The following is a 6,776-nucleotide window of genomic DNA, read 5'->3' as shown; positions in this document are numbered from 1 at the left end:
GCCTGAAAACCTTTCGAAAAAGCTCTATCTAATCGATCTCGTTTTTGTCTCTTCATGCGAGCGTCCTCTCTTCCATAATGGTAGAAGCCAATGCTTCTAGACTATGAATAAAACTTTTTGCTACAGAGATCAATCAAAAAAAACGACCAGTTTACAGGTTGAATATTAAGCTATTGAGTTAGGTAATAAAAATAAAAATAAAAAAATCGAGGCAGGTTGCCTCGATTTAGTCTACTCGTCTAATAAGTTACTTTCTTTTACGTCGTAACCAAACTAACGGCAACATTAACAACCAACCAAGGCTTGCAGCGCCCTTTCGTTCATAGTTACCATTCTCTCCGCTATCATCTATACAACTATTAGCGGCCTTCCATTCATCAGTTACCTCTTCGCCTGTTGTTTGAATAACCATCATACGCGGTAAAAATGAAGTTACTGGGTCACCATAACCATTGAGTTCGAAAAACGGTAAACCGTTATCGCCAATAATCAGGTTACCGTCAGTATCAAACTGATAAGAAGGCTTACGAATAAAAGCAGTACCAACAATAGTGCCACTGTCATTAATACTGTTTGCTTCTACTATCTTGATTTCACTATCATAGGTCAGAGTCTTTCCTGAGCCATCTTCAACTTCAACTTTATTCCGAACCCACTTGTCTGAATCATCCTTTACAAATCCTTTAGATTGACAGGTCAGTAAGTCATTGAGGTTAGAAAATTCATCTTCTGCGATGTTGTACAGGAAGCCAGCTTTAGGCCTTGGCTTTTCTTTATCATGAGTGGTTTCAATATAACCAACCACTTGGCCATTATTATTGATCGCTCTACCACGACTACCAAGATCTGAAAGATTATTGTAGAAATCATTGGGTGTAACAACTTCTGCATTCTCATCTGTAGTATCGATATAGAAAAACTTATCTCGAATATAACCTTCAATGTATTTACTGTAACTACCAATCAAAATACCGCTGTCGTTAATATCGTAAGCGATAGATGAACGCACATCTTTAACCGTATCAACATCAATCCAGTTATATTGGTACGCTCCTTGGGCGTCTTGCTTCCAATACGCAGCATCAAAATACAACCTGTCCTTATTACCGTCACGATAAACATGTGAGCGACCAGCAACAACACCAGCGGCATTGATTCCAAGACCTTGTCCGGTGTAAACGCCATCATTAGTCACTTCTAAGCCAAGAGGAAGCTCAAAGCTCTCTGTGACAGCGCCTGCTTCGTACTTCCAAACATAACCGCGAGTTTGATACTGAATATCTCTAAAGCCACTACTATTCGGGTACTGTCTGTTTTGTACACAAATGTCTGTTGGCGCTGTTTCACTGTTGTTTGATACACAGGAATCGATAATGCTGGCACTGTTCTTGCTAATATCAGTACTCGCATAACCAGTAATCAAGTTGTCGCCATTAACTGCAGTACCACTTGAGAAACCGCCAACGGTCACTGTCACGTCACCATCGTCTTGCTCTGAAACATACTCAGTGTACGGTGGTGTCAAAGCGATTTCAGTATTAGTATCATCCTTAACGAAGCCGCGTTGCTCATATTCCCGGTAGTACCAAAACTCTTGCGTTTCACTGCTACCTGAATAAGGAACAGTTTCTTCAATAGCCGTCATCGCACCGACTTTAACTTTTGCATCATTAATGCCGTAGTAAAAAGTATCGACTGAATTAACCGTATCCTCATCTTCAGGGAACGTTGGTGCAGTGGTGCCATTAACACTCTCAAAAGTCGGTAACCAAGGAGCTTCAACTTTAAAGTCAGGATGATCCGGATCATCTGATCTATATGATAATTCAGAATCTGAAATGAACGTAAAATTATTCGCAATAATCGGCAAGTTAACTGAATAAGTAATGGTTTCAGCATCTGACACACCATCTTCGATGTCAATAACGCCATTGTCATCTTCATCAACATTCAGTTTCTTTTTGCCTTTGGCTGCCCCAACCGCTTCGTTGTTGTTGTTTACAGCCATACCGTAACCGTTACGAGTATTAGCAATGGTGCCGTCTAAGTTAAATGTCTCGGTATCGAGATTCTTTATTTCATAAACAGGTGCAGCCTGTGCACCATGAAGGACACTTAATACACCAACGGCAACTAAGGATAGGGTCTTTTCCAACTTAAACTTCATGAATTACTTCCCATTTTTTTATTTTTAGCTTACTTCAATGACTCGAGCTCTTCCCATCGCTCAAAGTAACTCTCAAGTAGACCTTCCTTATCGGATAGGGTCTTTAGCTTCTCGTTAACTGTTTTTTGTTCCTGAGCATAAAAATCAGGACCACTAATAATACTTTGCAATGCTTCAATATCCTGCTCTAACTGTTCCATCAATGCAGGTAAAGACTCTAATTCTCTTTGTAACTTAAACGACAACTTCTTGGTCGGTTTAGCCGCAACAGCTGGTTTTTTTTCAACAACTGGAGATTGGACACTCTTTTGTTCTTGAGGTTCCTCAGAATAAAATTTAGCACCTTGGGACACCGCATCTTGGTAGCCACCGACGTACTCACTCCATCCACCATTGCCTGTAAACCACCAACTACTGGTCACAGTATTATCAATAAATGCTCTATCGTGACTAACGAGTAATAGCGTACCTTTATAATCTGCGAGTAAAGACTCAAGCAGTTCTAAGGTTTCAATGTCTAGATCGTTTGTTGGCTCATCGAGAATAATAAGATTTGCAGGACGAAGCAATAAGCGCGCTAACAACAGACGATTTTTTTCTCCACCAGATAAAGCCTTAACCGGCGTTCTTGCTCTTAGTGGTGAGAATAAAAAGTCTTGTAGATAACTAAGGATATGACGGTCTTGACCATTAATAGTAACGGTCTTTTTACCTTCACCAACGTTCTCTTCTACCGTTTTTTCAGGATCAAGTGCTTCTCGGTACTGATCGAAATAAGCGACTTCAAGTTTAGTACCGACTTTGACACTACCAGACTGTGCTTCTAATTGACCAATAAGCAACTTAACCAAGGTTGATTTACCGCAACCATTAGGGCCTATCAATGCAATTCTATCACCACGCATAACTGCAGAACTGAAGTTCTTAACCAAGTTTTTATCAGGCAGGTTGTATTCTAGGTTCTCAATATCAAACACCAACTTACCTGAGCGGTCAGTATCAGCAACTGACATTTTAGCGCCACCTTGACGATTAAGGCGTGCCATGCGCTCTACCCTTAAGTCTTTAAGCGCACGTACTCGGCCTTCGTTACGGGTTCGGCGAGCCTTAACGCCTTGGCGAATCCATGCCTCTTCTTCTGCGAGCTTTTTATCAAACAGAGCATTCTGTTCAGCTTCCACTCGCAACCATTCAGCTTTACCTGTTAAGTAAGCTTGATAACTGCCAGGCCAAGAGGTTGCAATACCGCGGTCTAAGTCGACGATGCGGGTCGCCATTCGATCAATGAAACCCCTATCGTGACTGACAAACACAATCGCGCCACGGTAGCTTAGTAAGAATTGCTCTAACCATTCGATAGTGTCAATGTCGAGGTGGTTAGTCGGTTCATCAAGAAGCAACAGATCGGGGTCGCTAACCAGAGAGCGAGCTAAAGCCACTTTACGTTGCCAGCCACCAGATAACTCAGATAATGGTGCATCAGCATCCAACCCAAGTAACTCACAGTTCTGGTTGATACGATTATCGAGTTGCCATCCATTTAAATGATCGATATCGCCTTGTAGCCTTTCCATCTGCTTCAGCATACGCTCCATTTCATCTGGATTAGCGGTTGCCACATCATGAGAAAGTTGATGGTAACGCTCTAACTTTTCACCAACTTCCTGTAAGCCAGCAGCAATATAAGCATAAACGGTTCCTTGTTCGGCTTTAGGTGGATCTTGTTGCAAACGACTGACTTTTACATCGGTAGCAATATTAAACTCACCTTCATCAAGCAGAACATCACCGCTTAGTACTTTCATCAGGCTAGATTTGCCTGCACCATTGCGGCCTACGATACAAACGCGTTCACCAGCTTCAATGGTAAAATCTGCTTTTTGCAATAACGGGGTATAACCGTAGGCTAAAGAGCCGTTATTAATACGTACTAAACTCAACTTACGCTCCTAAAAATTCTTGTAATGCTTTGAGGTCAAATGGCCAGCCCAGCTCGCGATTATCTGTCGTTATTCTTACCACAGGGATCCTTGTCCCGTAACGCTCAGCTAGCAACTCATCCTCACAAATATCTTCCGCAACAAACATAACTTGTGCTTGCTGTAGCAAATCAGCTGCCAACTCACACAGATGACAGGCATCTGTGTGGTATAAAACAACTGAATGAACTTTACTCAGCATGAGTGATAAGCCAAGTATTATGGATTTGAGGATTGCGCTTATAATCTAATGGTAACGTTTGGTTATCGATATTTTTAATCGACATGCCAGCCGCTTCCAACTGTTCAATTTCCATCTTAAATTTACGCTTGTTGTTGGAGAAAATAATCTCTCCGCCTGGATTAAGCAACTTTATCAAGTTGCTCAAAAGAGGCACATGATCGCGCAGCACGTCGAAAGAGTCTTCCATACGCTTTGAATTTGAGAAGGTTGGCGGATCGATAAAGATAAGATCGAATCTATCGTGGGTGCGCTTTATCCACTGTAAACAGTTCGCTTGCACAAATTGATACTTATCATCGTTTAAACCATTAAGCGCAAAGTTTTCTTTCGCCCAATTGATGTAGGTATTTGACATATCTACCGTCGTAACAGACGTTGCTCCGCCAATAGCAGCATGCACCGACGCAGTCCCCGTGTAAGCAAATAGGTTACACACACTACGGCCTTTAGATTTTTCACCCACCATCTTACGAGTTAGACGATGATCTAAAAACAAGCCAGTATCTAAATATTCTTTAAGGTTAAGCTTAAACTTGGCGCCGTACTCAGTCGTAATAAGTTCAAGCTTATTAGCTTGCATCTTTTCATATTGCGAAATGCCCTTTTTACGCTCACGGGTCTTCAATACAATATTGTTTGGATCGATTCCGATAGCATGTGGCAACGCAATCAATACGTCTGTTAAGCGACGTTTTGACACCGATTCAGGGATCTCTGCGGGTGCGGCATATTCATAAACAACAACGTGATCGAGGTATTTATCAATGGCAACATTATAATCAGGCAAGTCGGCATCATAAAGGCGGTAACTATCAATGCCCTCTTTCTTCGCCCACTTTTGTAACTGTTTAAAGTTCTTCTTAATGCGGTTAGCGAAAGGCACTGCGATGTCACTTACATCACCGTCGACTTTAATATTTGCAGGATCGACACGACGAGTGTTTTCGGCATGAACAGTATACAGATTAAATGCACACTCTAGCGCGCCGTTATTCATCTTCATCTGTTTGTCAGCTTTAAGCTTTAACGCTGACAGTAACTCTGCATCACTATTAAGTATCGCTAGGTTCCAGCCACCGAATTCTGCTTTGAACTTATCGCCTAGCTGATAATACAGTTGCAGTAATGATGTCATGTTTCCTAAACGTTCACCGTAAGGCGGGTTCGAAATCAAATAACCAGTCGCTGCAGGTACGCTTATGTTAAGCGCGTTACTGACATTAAAATCGATAAACTCAAGTACGCCTGCATTTTCAGCATTGCGCTTAGCAAGCGCTACTAGTCTTGAATCTATATCAGATCCATAGAATTTTATTTCACAGCGAGTCTTGCCAATTGATGCTCTAGCATGAGCTTCATTTAACAGTTCTTGCCAAACTTTATCGTTGTGAGGTAGCCACTTTTCAAAACCAAAGCGTTCACGATGAATGCCTGGAGCAATATCGCAAGCCAGCATTGCAGCTTCAATCAAAATAGTACCGCTACCGCAAAAAGGGTCTAACAAGGTGACAGGAGACTTCTTCCAGCCACTGCGAACCAACATATTTGCCGCTAGGTTTTCTTTAAGCGGCGCTTCACCTGTTGTAGAACGGTAACCACGTTTATGTAACGCAGGGCCAGAAAAGTTAATACCAATGGTTATCTCACCGCGGCGATAATGAGCATCAATTTTGTAGTCAGCGTCAATTTTAGCAACGTTCGGACGGGAAAAATCATCATCACGAAAACGATCGACTATCGCATCTTTAATTTTCAAAGCACCAAATTGGGTGTTGTTAATGAAGCCACCCATACCATGGAAATCAACACTAAAAGTACTGCGGTTAGAAAACTGCATCTGCCAATCAATCCCATAAGCGGCATTATAAAGCTGCTCTGGTGACTCACAAGGTCCTTTATGGATCACTAAAATGATTCTGCTGGCTAGTCGCGACCAAAGGGTGATCCGATAACCAAGTTCTAGAGAAGCAGTAAAATAAACTCCCGCTACACTTTCTTTGATATCTGAAGCGCCAAGCTCCGCTAATTCAAGCGATAACGCGTATTCGTAGCCCCGAGGAGCAGCAGCAAAAAAATTTAACATCGATAGATAGACACTGAATAAAAATTAGTTGGTTATTATACCCGTAAGCGCCAGCAAATGATAAAAAGATATTGCCTAATAGCCGATAATTTCATGACTCAGCTAGAAAATCATTTCAATTTGCTTCTTTTAAATCAAAATTGACTAGGGCCTGTTGATCTTTCATGGTTGTTTTTACGCAAATTTATTGGCGATTTTGGCAAGGCAGAGGCTATGTAGTCTAATGATTCTCCACAAAGAGCCTTTAACGCAGAAAAAATGGTCAAGAAATGCGGTCCTTTGGGTTCGTTTCATTGCTTCTAT

5 protein-coding genes are annotated in these 6,776 nt (G+C 41.7%); all 5 read right to left on the bottom strand.

Translation table 11 applies throughout. The features are described from left to right. Positions 1-56: ribosome modulation factor (locus AB4238_RS19960; protein WP_372035105.1), on the bottom strand; the 56-nt coding region annotated here is incomplete at its 3' end. Positions 57-247: 191 nt separating this feature from the next. Further along, positions 248-2,167, bottom strand: coding sequence for a DUF3466 family protein (locus tag AB4238_RS19955; RefSeq protein ID WP_372035104.1), 1,920 nt, complete (start codon positions 2,165-2,167; stop codon positions 248-250). 29 nt (positions 2,168-2,196) lie between these two features. Beyond that, a complete protein-coding gene (locus AB4238_RS19950) occupies positions 2,197-4,107 on the bottom strand; it encodes an ABC transporter ATP-binding protein (protein WP_372035102.1) in 1,911 nt (636 codons plus the stop codon). 1 nt (position 4,108) lies between these two features. Next, positions 4,109-4,348, bottom strand: a complete 240-nt coding sequence (locus tag AB4238_RS19945) for a glutaredoxin family protein (protein WP_372035100.1) — start codon at positions 4,346-4,348, stop codon at positions 4,109-4,111. Then, positions 4,338-6,473, bottom strand: coding sequence for a bifunctional 23S rRNA (guanine(2069)-N(7))-methyltransferase RlmK/23S rRNA (guanine(2445)-N(2))-methyltransferase RlmL (gene rlmKL / locus AB4238_RS19940; protein WP_248974612.1), 2,136 nt, complete (start codon positions 6,471-6,473; stop codon positions 4,338-4,340). Before rlmKL ends, AB4238_RS19945 begins: the two co-directional genes overlap by 11 nt. Positions 6,474-6,776 lie beyond the last annotated feature (303 nt).

It is taken from the genome of Shewanella sp. 10N.286.45.A1 (assembly GCF_041470405.1).
Classification (GTDB): domain Bacteria; phylum Pseudomonadota; class Gammaproteobacteria; order Enterobacterales; family Shewanellaceae; genus Shewanella.
The sequence above is the reverse complement of the archived record's forward strand: the minus strand, read 5'-3'. Positions and strand labels throughout refer to the sequence as shown.

Coding starts and splice junctions, on each gene's coding strand:
- AB4238_RS19955 (WP_372035104.1), bottom strand. CDS start 2,167: ATGAAGTTTAAGTTGGAAAAGACCCTATCCTTAGTTGCCGTTGGTGTA.
- AB4238_RS19945 (WP_372035100.1), bottom strand. CDS start 4,348: ATGCTGAGTAAAGTTCATTCAGTTGTTTTATACCACACAGATGCCTGT.
- rlmKL (WP_248974612.1), bottom strand. CDS start 6,473: ATGTTAAATTTTTTTGCTGCTGCTCCTCGGGGCTACGAATACGCGTTA.